Origin of the sequence: Mailhella massiliensis, assembly GCF_900155525.1 — a bacterium.
GTDB classification, from domain to species: domain Bacteria; phylum Desulfobacterota; class Desulfovibrionia; order Desulfovibrionales; family Desulfovibrionaceae; genus Mailhella; species Mailhella massiliensis.
On the sequence record NZ_LT706952.1, the window covers coordinates 398,448 to 413,976 of the forward strand.

12 protein-coding genes and 1 other RNA gene are annotated in these 15,529 nt (G+C 61.5%); 8 read left to right on the plus strand and 5 right to left on the minus strand.

The features are described from left to right. The first annotated feature begins 29 nt into the window (after positions 1 to 29). The gene (locus tag CZ345_RS11920; protein ID WP_162274973.1) at positions 30 to 539 is read left to right on the plus strand and encodes a C40 family peptidase; all 510 of its coding nucleotides are present in this window, start codon (positions 30 to 32) and stop codon (positions 537 to 539) included. A 1-nt stretch (position 540) separates the two neighbouring features. Here the strand turns inward: CZ345_RS11920 and CZ345_RS11925 are convergent, their stop codons facing one another. Continuing rightward, positions 541 to 804: a phage regulatory CII family protein gene (locus CZ345_RS11925; protein WP_077073354.1), complete on the minus strand. Its 264-nt coding sequence runs from the start codon at positions 802 to 804 to the stop codon at positions 541 to 543. 982 nt (positions 805 to 1,786) lie between these two features. Continuing rightward, the gene (locus CZ345_RS11940) at positions 1,787 to 2,695 is read right to left on the minus strand and encodes a LysR family transcriptional regulator (protein ID WP_077073357.1); all 909 of its coding nucleotides are present in this window, start codon (positions 2,693 to 2,695) and stop codon (positions 1,787 to 1,789) included. A gap of 227 nt (positions 2,696 to 2,922) precedes the next feature. Between CZ345_RS11940 and CZ345_RS11945 the strand changes: the two genes are divergently transcribed. Genes CZ345_RS11945 through CZ345_RS11955 form a run of 3 tightly spaced genes read left to right on the plus strand, consistent with a single transcriptional unit; the run spans position 2,923 to position 8,693 of the window. Then, positions 2,923 to 4,329, plus strand: a complete 1,407-nt coding sequence (locus CZ345_RS11945) for an efflux transporter outer membrane subunit (protein ID WP_162274974.1) — start codon at positions 2,923 to 2,925, stop codon at positions 4,327 to 4,329. Positions 4,330 to 4,368: 39 nt separating this feature from the next. Then, entirely contained in the window at positions 4,369 to 5,559 is a 1,191-nt protein-coding gene (locus CZ345_RS11950) for an efflux RND transporter periplasmic adaptor subunit (protein ID WP_077073358.1), read from the plus strand. Then, positions 5,559 to 8,693, plus strand: a complete 3,135-nt coding sequence (locus CZ345_RS11955) for an efflux RND transporter permease subunit (RefSeq protein WP_077073359.1) — start codon at positions 5,559 to 5,561, stop codon at positions 8,691 to 8,693. The genes CZ345_RS11950 and CZ345_RS11955 overlap by 1 nt, the downstream gene beginning before the upstream one ends. A gap of 468 nt (positions 8,694 to 9,161) precedes the next feature. On the opposite strand, the gene CZ345_RS11965 is transcribed toward CZ345_RS11955, so the two are convergent. Beyond that, entirely contained in the window at positions 9,162 to 9,653 is a 492-nt protein-coding gene (locus tag CZ345_RS11965; RefSeq protein WP_077073361.1) for a hypothetical protein, read from the minus strand. A gap of 274 nt (positions 9,654 to 9,927) precedes the next feature. On the opposite strand from CZ345_RS11965, the gene CZ345_RS11970 reads away from it, so the two are divergent. Then, a complete protein-coding gene (locus tag CZ345_RS11970; RefSeq protein ID WP_077073362.1) occupies positions 9,928 to 10,521 on the plus strand; it encodes a hypothetical protein in 594 nt (197 codons plus the stop codon). A gap of 6 nt (positions 10,522 to 10,527) precedes the next feature. On the opposite strand, the gene CZ345_RS11975 is transcribed toward CZ345_RS11970, so the two are convergent. Beyond that, the gene (locus CZ345_RS11975; RefSeq protein WP_077073363.1) at positions 10,528 to 11,925 is read right to left on the minus strand and encodes a DHA2 family efflux MFS transporter permease subunit; all 1,398 of its coding nucleotides are present in this window, start codon (positions 11,923 to 11,925) and stop codon (positions 10,528 to 10,530) included. A gap of 451 nt (positions 11,926 to 12,376) precedes the next feature. After that, on the minus strand, positions 12,377 to 13,066 hold the full coding sequence (locus CZ345_RS11980) for a DsbA family protein (protein WP_077074086.1): 690 nt from the start codon (positions 13,064 to 13,066) through the stop codon (positions 12,377 to 12,379). Positions 13,067 to 13,394: 328 nt separating this feature from the next. Between CZ345_RS11980 and CZ345_RS11990 the strand changes: the two genes are divergently transcribed. From CZ345_RS11990 to rnpB, 3 genes are all read left to right on the plus strand, one after another. Then, a complete protein-coding gene (locus CZ345_RS11990) occupies positions 13,395 to 14,267 on the plus strand; it encodes a Nif3-like dinuclear metal center hexameric protein (RefSeq protein WP_077073365.1) in 873 nt (290 codons plus the stop codon). Continuing rightward, on the plus strand, positions 14,264 to 15,034 hold the full coding sequence (locus CZ345_RS11995) for a zinc ribbon domain-containing protein (protein WP_077073366.1): 771 nt from the start codon (positions 14,264 to 14,266) through the stop codon (positions 15,032 to 15,034). The genes CZ345_RS11990 and CZ345_RS11995 overlap by 4 nt, the downstream gene beginning before the upstream one ends. 26 nt (positions 15,035 to 15,060) lie before the next feature. Then, an RNA gene (gene rnpB / locus CZ345_RS12000) (RNase P RNA component class A) lies at positions 15,061 to 15,420 on the plus strand. The last annotated feature ends 109 nt before the right edge of the window (positions 15,421 to 15,529 follow it).

Below are 15,529 nucleotides of genomic sequence, written 5' to 3' on the forward strand. Positions count from 1 at the left end.
CTTTCAACTTCGGCAGGTTTGCCATTGCCATGATGACGATTCGCGCCTTTTCCCTGTTCCGGCGAGTGTTTCTTCTGTTCTTGTGTGCGGCCGTGGCCACCCTTGCGACGGGCTGCGGCAAACAGACCTACCGTCCCGCCTACACGCAGACCCGCGCGGTCAGCGGAAGCGGCGCGGCCATAGCCGCCAGTGCGAAAAGCCAGCTCGGCCGCCCCTATGTGTCCGGCGGAACCTCCCCCTCCCGCGGCTTCGACTGCTCCGGCCTCGTGTACTGGGCCTGCGCCAGCAACGGCATCAGCGTTCCGCGCATCAGCCGCGACCAGGCCTCCGCAGGGCAGCGCATCAAGCGCGGCAATCTCCGCCCCGGGGACATCGTCGTGTTCAAGATTCCGCGCTCCGGCTACCATACCGGCATCTACATCGGGCAGAACAGCTTCGTACACAGTCCGAAGCCCCGGGCCCGCGTGCGCATCGAATCGCTCTCCGTCGACTACTGGGACCGCTACTATGTGACGGCCCGCCGCGTGGCGCGACGCTGAGTCATTCCCCTTCCTCCTTTCCCGGCATCCTCTCCAGGCGCAGCCCCATAAGCTGCGCCATGTATTCCAGCGGCCTGACGTCGCGGCTCACCAGCATGATGTTCAGGAGCGTATCCGCCCCGAGTTTCGCCCCCTTGTCGTAGGGATTCACCTCCCGCATGAGGGTCGGATAGGTTTTTCCCACGCGGCGGGCAAGCATCTGGACGCCGCACGGAGCACTGACCACCACGTCCTGAACCAGCATGGAAAAATCATGGAACAGCATGGCTTCCGTTCTCCTTTTTAAGCCGTTTTTCCATTATTATCAACAAACCTATATATTTTACTAAGAGCCTTGTAAATTATAAAGATATTATATTTTATCTTTATGTAATCATTGAATTATTTTTCATGCATAAAAAGTGCGTGAAAAACACGGACAGGAAAAGGGAAAAACAAGTCTGGTATACCCGTTCCCGCAAAGCGGAATCTGCGTTTCCCGGAGCGGGAAATATAAAAAAACATCAATAAAAATGAGGTGATAAAAAAACAGCGGCAAAACACGGGGCACAACGCCGTCGTGTCGGGAGTTTTTTTTCCGGCCGCAGCGCTCCCGGCGAAGAAAAAAAATCCTGTTTTTTCCCTGTACGGAGGCCGCATCCCCCTGCATACGCCGCTTTTCACGCCATGCCCCGGCGGCAGGAACAGGTTTGCGCCGCAGCCTCTTCCCCTGCACTTTTCCGCCTTTTTTCCGTACCGGAAGGAAAAAATGCATGTTCCCGCCCTGTTATCGGAGGCGGCATGCCGCGCGCCTATGCCGTTCCGCACAGGCCGTAAAAAATCGCGTCTTCCGCGGAATGGTATACCACTGGCGGCGCAGACGGCGCAGAACGCCCCGGAAAACCTTTCCGCTCACGAAAAACCGGGGGATAGAGGCGCGTTCTTACCACGTAAAGAGGCAATCTGGAGACGCCCTCCCCCGATGCCCCACGCCGGGCGATGCGAAAGCGCACCGATTCTCCCCACGGAGTCCCCCGTGAAAGCGGCTGCTTAATTTAAGGAAGACATGGTTGCGATGAAGCGCCGGAAGGCCTGCCCTCCCCCGGCGGAAACAACGGCGGCGTTTTTCCGTCCCCTCCCGCCCCTGACGAACACGCCCGTGCGGCAAGACGAAACGTGCCGGACGGACGAACGGGCATGAAAAATCCCGGCTTCCCTGCGGAAACGGCAGGAAAACCGGGAAACATGCGGACGAAGTGAACCGGGCATCAGAACATTTTGTCATCCTGCTCGAAAGCCCGCTGATAGTAATCCTTCAGGTTGCGGCACAGACTCTCCAGCACATCGCGGCGGCTGAAGGAGTTGTTCCAGATGAGATAGATGTTGTGGGTGGCGAGGGCCATGGTATCCATGTCCAGAATAACGAGGTTCTTCATGGAGGAATCGCTGATGATACGTTTGGCCAGTCCCAGAGGTACGGCCGTCCAGCCGATGCCGAGGGACGCCCAGTACATGGCGACGAGCACGTCGTTCACCTCCCAGTACTGGGAATTGAGCAGGTAGCGCTGGGCACGGGACCCGCTGAACACGATCTGCCGGCACTGGGCAAGATCGTCCACGCTCACATGCTTCTTCTGCCCCAGGACGGAATTGCAGGAAGCCACCAGACAGTAACGCATCTGCCCGAGGCACATCATTTCGCAGTTCTTCTTGATTTCGGGAAGATGGCCCAGCACCAGCCCTATGTGCGCCGTGCCCTCGCTGACCTGATTCCACACCTCGTCGAGCGAGACGATGTGAAAACTGCCCCGCAGAAAGGGATAATTCTCCGCAAGCGACGCTATGCCTTCCGATATGCCCTGAAAAGGTACGCCGTGACTGATGACCGCGTTGAGCCGTACCGCGTCGCCGCTGTACTGGGCCACGGCGCAGGAATCGAAACGATGGCTCTGCCTGAGCACGGCGTATGCCTCGGGCAGGAGCGCCTTGCCCGCCTCCGTAAGAATGGGAGAACGGGAAGAACGGTCGAAAAGTTCCACACCGAGGCTGTCCTCCAGCATGGCGATATGGGTGCTCACCACCGACTGCGCCCTGCCCATGGCGCGGCCGGCGGCGGAAAAGGAACCTTTTTCCGCCGCCGTGACGAAGGCGCGCAGTTGTTCTATGATCCAGTTCATGTTTCCTCCTTCCTGGAAACATAAGTTTCTTTTTGTATCAAAATCTTGATGTTTCTTGATTTTTTATAACAAGAAATATACGGTATGTCCACACGACATAATGATGATACCCGGCCGCAAAAACGGTTCCGCCCAAGGCCAGACCTCCGACGGCGCCGCACGGCTTCATGATTTTATTTTTTGTAATTTCAACACTTTATTATCATAAAGGATACAGGAGCATCTTTATGATCAAAATGTTGTCGCTTCTTGCCCCGGCCGTCGTGCTGCTTCTTTCGGGGTGCAGCCTTGCGCCCGACTACCAGCGCCCGGAAATGGACATTCCCCAGACGTGGGAAGCGTCGCAGTCACAGGCTCTCCAGACGAAGTGGTGGGAACGCTTCCATGACGACACCCTGAACGCTCTGGTGGAAGAAGCGCTTAAAAACAACAGGAACATCGACCAGGCCATGGCCAATGTGGACCAGGCCCAGGCGGGACTCGGCATCGCCCGCGACGCGCTTCTGCCCGTACCCGCAGCCTCTGCGGAGGGTTCGCGTACCATGGCGCGCTCCTCCACCTCCCCCATTGCGATGCAGAACAACGGAAAGAACACGCACACCTTCTCCGGCGCCCTTTCCGCAAGCTGGACGCTGGATTTCTGGGGCAAATACTGGAACGCCGCCGAATCGGCCCGCTCCAGCCTGGTGGCCACGGAAGCCGCGCGCGACAACGTGATCCTCACCGTGGCCGCAAGCACGGTGGAGTCCTACTTCTGGCTGAGCGCCTACACCTGGCAGGAGGAAATCGCGCGGGATGTTCTGAAGAACCGTGAAGATTCCCTGACCATTTACCAGAACCGCTTCGACAACGGCCAGATCAGCGACCTCGACATCCTGAGCATACGCGCCAACGTGGAAACGGCCCGCAACGCTCTGGCCACGGCCAGAATCGCCAAGAATGCGGCCGAAACCTCCCTTGCCGTGCTGCTCGGCCGCTCCCCTGCGGAAATCATGAAGAAGGACGGCATCACGGCCAAGTCCTCCCTCATGAAGTCTCTGAACAAGACCCCCGTGCTGCCTTCGGGCCTGCCCTCCCAGCTTCTGGAACAGCGCCCCGACATCCGTCAGGCCGAAGCCAACCTTCAGGCCGCCAACTACGACATCGGCACGGCGCGGGCCTCGTTCTTCCCCTCCTTCTCCCTCACGGGCCTTCTCGGCGGCGCAAGTCTCGAGCTCAACGAACTGCTCAGAAGCTCCAACCAGTACGCGAACCTCGGCGGAAGCATCAGCCTGCCTCTGAACTTCTGGACCATCAAGCGCACCGTGGACAGCGCCGAAGCTGCCAAAAAAGCCGCAGTGGCCACCTATGAGCTTACGGTGCAGAACGCCTTCAAGGACGTGCGCGACGCGCTCGTTTCCCAGACCGAATACGCCAACTCCGTGGGCGCCCTCACCCGCCAGGTGGACTATCTTTCCCGCGCCGTCATGCACGCGCGCACCCGCTACGACAACGGCTTCGCCTCCTACCTCGACCTGCTCACCGCGGAAAGCAATCTCTTCACCGCCCAGCAGTCTCTGGCGGCGGCCCACGCCAGTCATCTCGTCAGCATTGCCGAAGTGTGCCTCGCCCTCGGCGGCGGCTGGCAGGAATAACCCTCACCAACTCCATCCGTACTCAAGGAGCATATCATAATGGCCAGATTTCGTACCCTTGCGCCTGCTCTGCTGGCGCTCCCCCTCCTTCTTGCCGGCTGCGACCAGCTGAGCGGCCTCGTGTCCAAAAAGGAATCCGCGGCTCCCCAGGCCCGCGTCACCCGCGTGACCTGTGTGGAACTGACTCCGCACAAGGTGGACATCCAGCGCGAACTCACGGGCCGCACCAGCTCCTACCGCTGGGCCGAGGTGCGCCCCGAAGTGGGCGGCATTCTTAAGGAACGCTGCTTCACCGAAGGTTCCATGGTCAAGGAAGGCGACGTGCTTTACCGCATCGAACCCGATACCTACAAGGCCGCGCTCGACAAGGCCCGCGCCGACCTCGCAAGCGCCGAAGCCAATCTTGCCGTGACGAAACTGCGCGAACGCCGTACCGCCAGTATGCTCAAGACCAAATCCGTGAGTCAGCAGGACTACGACGACGTGAAGGCCACCCTGCGCCAGGCCCAGGCTTCCGTGCAGGCCTGCAAGGCGGCCGTGGATTCGGCGGAGATCAACTACCGCCGCACCGAGGTGCGCGCCCCCATCAGCGGCCGCATCACCCTCAGCAACTACACCGTGGGCGCCCTGCTCACCGCAAGCCAGGCTTCGCCGCTTGCCACCATCTACCAGACCGACCCCGTGTATGTGGAAGTCTCCCAGTCTTCCGACGACCTCTACTCCCTCAAGAAGCAGTTCGACGAACGCGGCGGCATGAAGAGCGCCGACCCCTCCCACATCAAGGCCCTGCTCACCATGCACGACGGCGAGTACTACCCTGCGGCCGGGCACCTCAACTTCACGGGCGTGAACGTGGACCAGACCACCAACACCATCACCCTGCGCGCGGAATTTCCCAACCCCGACGGTTCGCTCCTGCCCGGCCTGTTCGTGCGCGTGAGCGTCGTGCTCGGCGAAGACACGAACGCCATTCTCGCCCCGCAGAAGGCCGTGCTGCGCGACCTCAAGGGCAAGCCCTACGTCTATGTGGTCAACAAGGACGGCGTCGCCGAACGCCGCTTCATCACCGTAAGTCACGCCATCGGCAACGACTGGTATGTGACCGACGGCCTCGAACTCGGCGAGAAAATCGTGCTCAACGGCGTCCACAACGTGCGCAGCGGCATGAAGGTGCAGGAAATTTCCGAAGAGCAGATGAAGGCCGAGCAGGAATCCGGAGGCGCTGAATAATGCTTTCCCGCTTTTTCATCCATCACCCCATCTTCGCATGGGTGCTGGCCATCGTCACCATGCTTTTCGGTGTGCTGGCCATCTTCACCATGCCCATATCGCAGTACCCGGAAGTGGCGTCGCCTTCCATACGCATCTACACCCGTTACTCGGGCGCTTCCCCCACCACCGTGGACCAGACCGTCACGCAGGTCATCGAACAGAACATGACCGGTATCGACAACCTGATCTACATGCAGTCCAAGTCCGACTCCTCGGGCATGTCCACCATCACCCTCACCTTCGAGGTGGGCACCGACCCCGACGTCGCCCACATGCAGGTGCAGAACAAGGTGCAGCAGGTGCAGTCGCAGCTGCCCACCGCCGTGCAGAGCTACGGCGTGTCCGTGTCCAAGGGCAACGACAACATGTTCATGGTCATCGCCCTGTTCTCCCCCGACGACAGTCAGGAGAACATCGACCTTGCCGACTACATCAGCACCAACATCAAGGACGAAATCAGCCGTACCCAGGGCGTGGGTACCGTGCAGGTATTCGGCGGCAAGTACGTCATGCGCATCTGGCTCGACCCGGACAAGCTGACCAAGTACAAGCTCACCCCCTCCGACATACGCAACGCCATTTCCGCCCAGAACATGGAAGTCACCGCCGGCCAGCTCGGCGCGAACATGATCGGCGGCAGGAACGACCAGGCGCTCAACGTCATCATCAAGGCCCAGAGCCTCCTGCGCAATGCCGAAGAATTCGAGAACGTGCTTCTGAAGGTGACCGAAGACGGCCAGAGAGTGTTCATCCGCGACGTGGCCCGCGTGACCATGGGCACGGAAATGGACGGCATCACCAGCTACTACAACAAGCACCCCGCCTCGGGCATAGGCATCACCCTCGCCCCCGGCGCCAACGGTCTTGAAACCGCCAACCTCGTAAAGGCCAAGATCGAGGAACTCTCGCACTACTTCCCCGACGGCATGGCCTACGAACTGGCCTTCGACACCACGCCCCCCGTCATCGCCTCCATCCATGAAGTGGTGAAGACGCTGGTGGAAGCCATCATCCTCGTGTTCCTCGTGATGTGGCTGTTCCTGCAGAGTTTCCGCGCCACCATCATTCCCACCATCGCCGTGCCCGTCGTTCTGCTCGGCACCATGGGCGTGCTGCTCGCCTTCGGCTACAGCATCAACACCCTGACGCTGTTCGCCATGGTGCTCGCCATCGGTCTGCTCGTGGACGACGCCATCGTGGTCGTGGAAAACGTGGAGCGCGTGATTGAGGAAGAACACCTCGACCCCGTCACCGCCACGGAAAAATCCATGGATCAGATCAGCTCCTCGCTGATCGGCATCGGCGTGGTGCTGTCCGCCGTGTTCTTGCCCATGGCCTTCATGAGCGGTTCCACGGGCGTGATCTACCGGCAGTTCTCCGTCACCATCGTGTCGGCCATGACTCTGTCCGTGCTCGTGGCCCTCATTCTTACCCCCTCGCTGTGCGCAAGCCTGCTCAAGCCCCACAGCCAGGGCGCGCAGCACGGTTTCTTCGGCTGGTTCAACCGCATGTTCACCAAGAACCAGCACCGCTATGCGGGCGGCGTGTACAGCCTCGTGCAGCGCGGCGGCAGGCTCATGATCATCTATGCGCTGCTCGTTGCGGGCCTCGGCCTCGTGTACAGGCAGCTGCCCACCTCCTTCCTGCCTTCGGAAGACCAGGGCGCCGTCATGACCATGCTCCAGATGCCCCCCAACGCCACGCTGGAACAGACCAGAACGCAGTTTGAAAAAGTGGCCGACTACATCCTCAACGATGAAAAGGAAAACGTCGAATCCTTCATGTTCGTGGCCGGTTACGGCATGGGCGGCGTGGCGGAAAACACCGGCATGGGCTTCGTGAAGCTCAAGGACTACGCGGAACGCACCAGGCCCGGGCAGGACGCCGCTTCCGTGGCCGCCCGCATCCGCCAGAAGTTCGCGGGCATTCTCGACGGTCAGCTCATCGCCGCCATTCCCCCGGCCATCATCGCCCTCGGCATGACCAACGGTTTCACCATGGAACTGCAGGACAGAGGCGGCGTGGGCCACGAAAAACTGGTGGAAGCGGGCAAGCAGCTCATGGGCGCGGCCTTCGCCAACCCGAACATCGCCTACATCCGCCCCACGGGCATGGACGACATCACCCAGTTCAACATCAATCTGGACAACGCCAAGGCCACCAGCATGGGCCTTGCCCTCTCCAGCGTGAACACCGACGTCTCCACCATGCTGGGCGGCACCTACGTCAACGACTTCGTGCACAACGAACGCGTGAAGAAGGTGTACGTGCAGGGCGACGCCTCCGTGCGCCGCAACCCCGAAAGCCTGAACCGCATCCATTTCCGCAACGAATACGGCGAAATGGTGCCCTTCAACGCCGTGTATTCCACGAACTGGACCTTCGGCCCCGCCGTTCTCCAGCGCTACAACGCCATGCCCGCCCTTGAATATCAGGGCGAACCCGTGCCCGGCGTCGCCTCCGGTATCGCCATGGCCATCATGGAAGAGGAAGTGAGAAAGCTCGGCAAGGACTTCGGCATGGAATGGACGGGTCTTTCCTATCAGGAAAAAATGGCCGGTTCCCAGACCACCATGCTGTACGCGCTCTCCGTGCTCGTGGTGTTCCTGGCCCTCGCCGCCCTGTACGAAAGCTGGTCCATCCCCTTCGCCGTGCTGCTCGTCATCCCCCTCGGTATTCTGGGCGCGGTGCTCGGCACCTACTTCAAGGGCCTGACCAACGACGTGTACTTCCAGGTAGGTATTCTGGCCGTCATGGGCCTCTCGTCCAAGAACGCCATTCTTATCGTGGAATTCGCACGAAACCTCATGGAGGAAGGCCGCAGCCTCCTCGACGCCACGGTGGAAGCCTGCCGCCTGCGTCTGCGCCCCATCCTCATGACCTCCCTGGCCTTCGGTCTCGGCGTGCTTCCCATGATGTCCGCCTCGGGCGCCGGCGCGGCCAGCCAGCACGCCGTGGGTACGGCCGTGTTCTGGGGAACCGTGTGCGCCACGGCGCTCGGCATCTTCTTCATCCCCACCTTCTTCGTGGTCATCTGCTCGCTGAAGGCCTGGCTCGGCAAGAAGCTGACGAGACGCCCCCGCTATGAATAAGCGTCGGCCATACGCGACGGCCTTCTCCCACCGCCGCGCATGAACCATACCAGAGGCCGCCCGAAAGGGCGGCCTTTCTGTTCCCGGGGCACCTTCGCCGCATGTTCCCTTTCCGGCAAACATGCCGGGGGAAAATTCCCGCCCCCCGGAACAGATGCTTCCCTGAACTTCCGCAGGCGGAATTCTCCGCGGGCAGAGAATTCCCTGAGACCGTATTCCGCCATGTCCCGTGCTTCCCGCACTCAGCGCGGCAAAGCGCCCCCATCCCGGCAGGGAAGGAGCGTCTGCACCTTCCCTGCCGCGGCTCCCCCCGCCCCGGCGGCGCGGCCTCGGAAAACGGCACGGAGCAAGACTCTTTTCCGCACGCCCGCCGAAAAAGCGCGCATCCCATGGCACCCCAGCCTGACTTTTAAACCAGAAAGCGGCGAGTCCTGCGACCCGCCGCCCGGCACGAAAAACACTGCGCCCTCAGTCCACACCGAACTCGTACTGCTCCAGCTTGTCCAGTATGGCCGACATGATCATGGCCATGACGGCGGACACCATGGCCGCCGTATTCTGCGGTACATCCTCCACGCTCCTGTCCAGCAGACGGCGGAAGAACACGGCCGGACACTCCTGCGTCTGCGTTCTGACCATGGGGTCCACATAGGAACGGAAGGCCCCGTCCACAAAATCCGAGGCCTCTTCCGGGCTGTAGCCCAGACGGCCCAGCATGTCCTGCGTGACGCGCAGGTATTCCACCACCACCACGTTGGGGGCCTGCACCATGAGTCCGTAAAGCACGGCGGCATGTACATAGGCGCGCCATTCCAGCATGAGGCGGCTCTTTTCCTCCGCCGTGCCGCAGGGCAGTCCCGCTTTCTGCGCCATGGCCATGACGCCGCTCTCTCTGGTATTCAGTTCAAAAAGTATGCCCGCCGCCTCCACGGCGCGGGCCACGGTAAGCTTCTTCTTCATCCTGCATCCTTTCTGTTGGCACCTGCGCCCGACGCTGTGCGGGCGCGACCTTCAGCGTACTATGAACGCTTTGCCTGCATCAAGCGGAAAAAGGCAAACACGCCGCCCCGAACCGGAGGGCAAAGGTACGGCCCGGCCGGACGCCCCGGCTGTCTCTGTTCAGCCATGAAAAAAACTGATACACGGAACACATCGTTCGCATCCTTCCCATGGGCGGCACACGCTTTTCTCCGTCAGTTCCTGCGAAAAACCGTGCCCCCGAGGAGCAGCCCTCATGAAAAAAGCCCTGTCCGCGCTGGCCCTTGCCTTCCTCACCTTCTGCCCTCTCTCCTCTCCTGCGGCCGACATGGAACAGCTGGAACAGCTTGTGCATCAGGCCTTCGGGCATCAGGAACGCATGTGCGTCGCCATCGACGCCCTCAACCGCGAAATAGCCCTGCATCCTGAAGATGAAAAACTGCTTGAGCTGCGTATTTCGGCCTACGGCGCTCTCGGAGACCCCTATTCCTCAAGGCCGGATGTGCATGCCCTGGCAGAGCTGCACCCGGATTCGCCCGCGCATCAGCTGAAAAAGTGCATGATCGACGAAGCCACCGGCATGGAAGAGGAGGCCTGCCGCCTCTGCTACATGAATGTGGCCAAGCTGTGCGAACGCAAAGGCCGCACCGAATCCGACGAATATCTGCTGGCGCTGCTGCTTGCCGGTTCCCCCAGGGCGGAAGAAGCGAAGCAGCGTTTTCTCGCCCGGATGTCCGATTCTCCCGGAGACCGGCGTCTGAGCTACCTCGTCACGCATTTTTCCCGGGACATGCTGGTCGGCAGGGTGGAACGCCGTTTTGTCCGCAATCCCTGCCCGGCGCAGAAGTAGCGGATTTCAGGAATCCTTTTTCCCCGCTCCGCCTCTTCCCAGAAGATGGTCGCCGTCCTGCGGCTTGAGCAGCATGAACACGAAGGCGGAAGCGGCGGTCATGAGTCCCACGGCAATGAAGGTGGCGTGCAGGGCATGCAGCTCGCCGGAACCGGAGAAGAGACGCAGCAGCGCCGTGCTTATGGCCACCCCGAAACTGATGCAGAGGTTCTGCGACACGGAAAGCAGGCTGTTGCCGTCGCTTGCGTGTTCGGACGGAAGATCGCCCAGGGTGATGGTGTTCATGGATGTGAACTGCCCCGACATGAGCATCCCCTGAACAAAAAGCTGCACCACAAGAAGGGAAAGCGGCCAGCCCGGCTGCTGCAAGGCCATGAGCATGAAGATGCCCGCAATGGCAAGGGTGAGGAAAAGCAGCACATGGCGGTACCCGAAGCGCTTGAGCAGGCGCAGCACCACGGTCTTGGTCATGATGGAGCCCACGGCCGGAGCGAGCATGATGAGCCCCGCCACGTCGGCGGAATAGCAGAGCCCCACCTGAAGCATGAGCGGCACGAGGAAGGGAATGCTGCCGATGCCGAGGCGCGCCACCATGTTGCCCGTGATGCCCACGGCGAAGGTGCGCGTGGCGAACACCTTCAGATTGATGAGGGGCGAGGGAAAGCGGCGCGCATGAAGAACGTAGATTGCGCCGGCAAGAAAACCCGCGCCCATGAGCGCAAGGGCCGGAAGCCCGGAAGCCGTTCTGCCGCCGGTCAGTTCCACGCCCGCCGTAAGGGCGAGCACGGAAAGGCCGATGAGCAGAAAGCCCGGAAGATCGAAACGGCCGCGCGGCTGTCTGAAATCGGGAAACACGCGCAGCGCGTACAGAAGTCCCAGAATCCCCAGAGGAAGATTGATGAGGAATATCCAGTGCCACGAGGCATAGGTGACGAGCCAGCCGCCGATGATGGGCCCCGCCACCGGCCCCACCAGACCGGGAATGGTGATGAAGTTGAACACCTTCACGAAGTCTTCCCGCGAGTAGGCGCGCATGAGGGTAAGGCGGGAAACGGGCACCATCATGGCCCCGCCCACGCCCTGCACCACGCGGGCGGCCACGAGAAACGGCAGGGAACCCGACATGGCGCAGAGCACGGAACCTGCCGTGAACAGCACCACGGAGGAAAGAAACACGCGCCTCGTGCCGAAGGTGTCGGCCAGCCAGCCGCTCAGGGGAATGAGCAGCGCCACGGTAAGCGTATAGCTTATGACGGCAAGCTGCATGGAAAACGGGGAACGGTGCATGGCCTCGGCTATGGAAGGCAGGGCCGTGTTCAGAATGGTGCCGTCGAGCGTCTGCATGAAAAAGGCCGCAGCCGTGATCATGGGAAGCCCGGTGAACATATCGCGTGTGGTCAGCATGGGGGCATCCTTTTTTCCGCCCCTTCCGGGAAAACGAAAAAGGCCCGGAAAAGAGCTGCCCCCGCGCGCCCGAAGCGGAGCACGCGGAAGAACGGTGAATGCTCGGAAAACCCGGCCGGAACACGACCCGGCAACTGAGCGGAGACCTCTGCGCGAAAAACGCCCGCGCACAAGGCCGTATCTGACGGGGCGGCGGGCTTGCGGGGAGAATGCCGGACGAAGTGCGTCGCCCGGAACGCGAAAAACGTGCGTTCCGCACGAACACGGGGCGCGCCCCGCGTTCGACAGTGCGATTTAATGTTAAATCAGCCTGTTCAGGTATGCTAACTCATGCGGGAGTCCCCTTCAAGCCCCCTGCTTTGTCCCGGAAGGGGCCGGGCGGCGCAGGACGAAGAAAAGGGACGCAGGCGGAAAAAAACGGCGTTTCTCCGGGGCACGGGTAAAAGTCCCCTCAGCGGCAGCAGGAACCGTCCATGCCGCAGGCGTTTGCGGAAGCTTCGGAAAGCGACGCGCCGCAGGAAAGCGCGGCCTCGATTTTGTCCTCCACCTCCTCGAAGGGAGCGTAGCCCCGGGCCACGGCATGAAGTTCGCCGTCGTCGGTCTTCACGAAAAGCGTGGGATAAACCACGAAGTCGCCGAGAATCTCCTCGGCCTCGGCCATGTCGCGCGCGGCGGCCTCCTTTGCCCTGTCGGAAGAGAGCATGGCTTCCAGATCCTTTTCTTCCACACCCCAGCGTGCGGCCACCTTCGCCTGATCGGCAGGGGAGAGCACGTCCAGTCCGTCCTTGTAGAAGGCTTCCTGGAAGGCTTCCATCTGTTCCATGGCATGGCCGGGGGCGAGCTTCTTGAGCGCGGCCATCAGAAGCGCGGAACGGGAGGAATCCATGGTGACTCCCCGCCCCTCTTCCAGCAGGCGGAAGAAGCCCTCGCCGAGGGTGCGGCCCGTGGTATCGGAAAGGCGCCGGAAAAAGGCCCTGAGGCGCGGCGTGCCCATGGTGGACGTGTCGGACGGTTCATCCACCAGATTGCCGCAGAGAACGCGCACGGGAAAACCATGCCGGGCGACGAGCTTTTGCATGACGGGGGCAAAGCCGAAGCACCAGGGGCAGAACACATCGGTAACATAAATGAAGAACGGCATGATTTTTCCTTCCTGCATGGATGGCGCTCCGCCGGAAAACTTCCCTCCCCAAAGGCGGAAGAGGCGGAAACGCGGACGATGGGAGCATCCTTGCGGCAGGGCGCATCCCCCGGCCGCGAGGGGCACCTTACGCCGGAAGAAGCGCCTTTTCAAGCCGCCCTCCGTCCTGCCCGGGCGCGGCCCTCGGGAAGAGCGCCGTGCCGCCCCCTTCCGCCGGAAGGTTCCCCCGCCCCCCTGCGGGAAGAACTTGACGAAGCCTTGAACTTTCCCTAGAAATATAAATTCCCCGACATATTCATGTCCTCATCACGCAGGAAAGGCTTGTACCATGCTTCAAAGCGAACTCATCAGGATCATCGAACAGACGGCCCCGCTTTCGCTTATGGCAGAGTGGGACCATTCCGGCGTGCAGGTGGCTTCGGGCCGCGAAGTCATACGGCACCTTGCCGTATGCCTCGACCCCATGCCGGAACAGCTTCAGGCCGCCGTGGACGCCGGGGCGGACATGGTGCTCACGCATCACCCGCTTGCCATGCGTCCCGCCTTCACCGACAGGCGCAACGGCTATACCGAGGCTCTCCGCATCCTGTACAGCCACGACGTGCCCCTCTATGCGAGCCACACCACGCTGGATGCCAACCCCACGGGACCCGGCGCCTGGATTGCCGATGAACTCGGCCTTACCGGCCGCGTGATTCTGGAGAAGACGGGCGTGTTCACCGCGCCGGACGGCACGGTTGCGGAGGGCGGCTTCGGCTGCGCCGGGGATCTGCCCGAACCCATGAGCCTCGGCGGGCTGTGCCTTGCCCTGAAAAGGCACCTGCCTCTGGAGCGCATGTGCTCCGTCGCCCGGCTTACGGGAGACGCTTCGCGCCTCATCCGGCGCGTGGCCGTGTGCACGGGTTCCGGTTCCTCTCTCATGGAGGAGGCGGCCGCCGCAGGGGCGGACGTATTCATCACGGGCGACGTGAAGTATCACGATGCCCTTGCGCTGCATTCCCGCCAGAGCGGAGGCAGCCCGGATTTCTGCCCCATGGCGCTGCTCGATGTGGGGCATTTTTCCCTGGAAGAAGAAATGACGCGCCGTTTCGCGCTTCTTCTGCAGAAGAAGCTTGAAGGCGTGAACGTGACATTTTTGCCGGGCAGGGACCCTTTCCTGCCCATGACCTTTCTTTCTGAAGTACCGGAGGTACTGTCGTGAGCCTCTATATCGACCAGATCCGCCAGCTTGTGGCTCTCCAGCATGTGGACGACGGCATTCACGCCGTCAACGCCGAGCTCGAAGCCGCGCCCATGGAAGTGGAAACCCTGCAGAAGCGCTTCAATTCCCAGGATGCCCAGCGCAACTGGATTCTGGACAAGCTCCAGCATATCCAGGAACAGCAGAAGCGTCTCGACGCCGACATTCAGGACGATGAATCCCGCCTCGTGAACAGCAAGAACAAGCTCATGCAGGTGGAAAACGACCGCGAATATCAGGCCATGATCCGTGAAATGGACACCATGGAACGCCAGAATCAGACCCGCGAGGAAGAGCGCATGGCCCTGCAGGAGGAACGTTCCCTGCAGGAAAGCAATCTCCATTCCGTGGAAGAAACCTGGAACGAGCTCAAGGCCGAACTGGAAAGCCAGCGCGAAAACCTGGAAAAGCGCCTCGCCGAATGCCGCACGAAGCTGGAAGCTCTGGAAGTTCAGCGCGCGGAAGTGAGCGCCCTCATTTCCCCGCCCGTGCTCAGCCGCTATGAATTCATCCGCAACCGTCTGCGCCACCCCGTCATCGTCTCCGTGGAAGCGGGCGTGTGCTCCGGCTGCCACATCGCCATTCCTCCGCAGGTGTTCATCGACCTGCAGCGCGGCAATCACATCATGAGCTGCCCCAACTGCCAGCGCCTCATGTACTGGGCCCACGACTATCAGGACCCCGACGCGCCCAAGCCTCAGCCCCGTGTTGAGGAAAACGCGGAATAATACGTTCCCCGAGGGGAAAACATCATGGAGTCGGACGGGCTGTCGCCGCGGACCTCACGGTCCGGGGAGGAAAGTCCGGGCTTCGCAGGGCAGGATGCTGGCTAACAGCCAGAGCGGGTGACCGCTGGCAAGCGCAACAGAAAGCAGACCGCCGTTCTCCGGGACGGTAAGGGTGAAACGGTGAGGTAAGAGCTCACCGGCTGGCGTGGCGACACGTCAGGCCAGGCAAGCCCCATCCGAAGCAAGACCAAATAGGGAAACCGGCCGGCCCGGCTCATGGTTTCCGGGTAGGTTGCTTGAAGGCGCGGGTAACCGCGTCTCTAGAGGAATGACAGCCGCCGCCCTCCGGGGCGGTACAAAACCCGGCTTACAGTCTGACTCCTTCTTATGGGGAGGGGGCGCAAGCTCCCTCCCCATGCCGTATGTCCGGCACGCCGCAGGCCTTCCGGGCCACGGCGCTCCGGGCGTTTTTTTATGCTTTTCCGAAGGGAATCT

Excerpts from the sequence above, each read along its gene's own strand:
- CZ345_RS11920 (WP_162274973.1), top strand. The coding sequence starts at position 30 with ATGATGACGATTCGCGCCTTTTCCCTGTTCCGGCGAGTGTTTCTTCTG.
- CZ345_RS11925 (WP_077073354.1), bottom strand. The coding sequence starts at position 804 with ATGCTGTTCCATGATTTTTCCATGCTGGTTCAGGACGTGGTGGTCAGT.
- CZ345_RS11940 (WP_077073357.1), bottom strand. The coding sequence starts at position 2,695 with ATGAACTGGATCATAGAACAACTGCGCGCCTTCGTCACGGCGGCGGAA.
- CZ345_RS11945 (WP_162274974.1), top strand. The coding sequence starts at position 2,923 with ATGATCAAAATGTTGTCGCTTCTTGCCCCGGCCGTCGTGCTGCTTCTT.
- CZ345_RS11950 (WP_077073358.1), top strand. The coding sequence starts at position 4,369 with ATGGCCAGATTTCGTACCCTTGCGCCTGCTCTGCTGGCGCTCCCCCTC.
- CZ345_RS11955 (WP_077073359.1), top strand. The coding sequence starts at position 5,559 with ATGCTTTCCCGCTTTTTCATCCATCACCCCATCTTCGCATGGGTGCTG.
- CZ345_RS11965 (WP_077073361.1), bottom strand. The coding sequence starts at position 9,653 with ATGAAGAAGAAGCTTACCGTGGCCCGCGCCGTGGAGGCGGCGGGCATA.
- CZ345_RS11970 (WP_077073362.1), top strand. The coding sequence starts at position 9,928 with ATGAAAAAAGCCCTGTCCGCGCTGGCCCTTGCCTTCCTCACCTTCTGC.
- CZ345_RS11975 (WP_077073363.1), bottom strand. The coding sequence starts at position 11,925 with ATGCTGACCACACGCGATATGTTCACCGGGCTTCCCATGATCACGGCT.
- CZ345_RS11980 (WP_077074086.1), bottom strand. The coding sequence starts at position 13,066 with ATGCCGTTCTTCATTTATGTTACCGATGTGTTCTGCCCCTGGTGCTTC.
- CZ345_RS11990 (WP_077073365.1), top strand. The coding sequence starts at position 13,395 with ATGCTTCAAAGCGAACTCATCAGGATCATCGAACAGACGGCCCCGCTT.